Here is a 558-nt window from a genome sequence, read left to right as displayed (position 1 = left end):
CTTTACCTGGTGCCCTTGCCGTACCTGTTTCGCTCGATGCCGCTCTGTCCACATGGCAAATCCTCCTGCGCTTTTCGCGCATCAGACTGCCAACTTACACTTTTTCGAGTTTTCAAACAGGCTGTAAGGCCGCAGCGGCCAGCTTCGTTGTATCAAGAATGGCATGTTCTCTGTCCGTGAATCTTACGTCACCCGGTTAAAAAGCTCGCTTACCAAACCCAGCACCAACATTCACTCTTGCCGCTCCTGCCCGTCCAGATAGATATCATCACGCCGGTCCCCGCGAGACGTGACGTGATATACCGTTCCCGCAAACTCCAATCTTAACGGTCTTGCCATATCCCTAGAGGGTGTTATGAACTAAGCGTCGTGGCGGAAGTCTTGCGAGCATGAATGCTCGCAAACCCTACCCAAGCGACGTCAGTGATGATGAATGGGAATTCGTCGCCCCCTATCTTTCCTTGTTGCCACTAGATGCCGGCCAACGCGACCATGATTTGCGCGAAGTCTTTAACGGTTTGCGCTGGGTGGTTCGCAGTGGCGCCAGCTGGCGCATGC

At 53.9% G+C, this 558-nt stretch carries 1 protein-coding gene; it reads left to right on the top strand.

The window, feature by feature from the left end; translation table 11 throughout:
* Positions 1-389: 389 nt before the first annotated feature.
* A partial coding sequence (locus ACYVIA_RS22280; RefSeq protein WP_460844500.1) for a transposase occupies positions 390-558 on the top strand: 169 nt, incomplete at its 3' end.

The sequence above is a fragment of the Noviherbaspirillum agri genome, from assembly GCF_054780595.1.
Note: the sequence above shows the minus strand (reverse complement) of the source record. Positions and strands in the feature narration are given on the sequence as shown.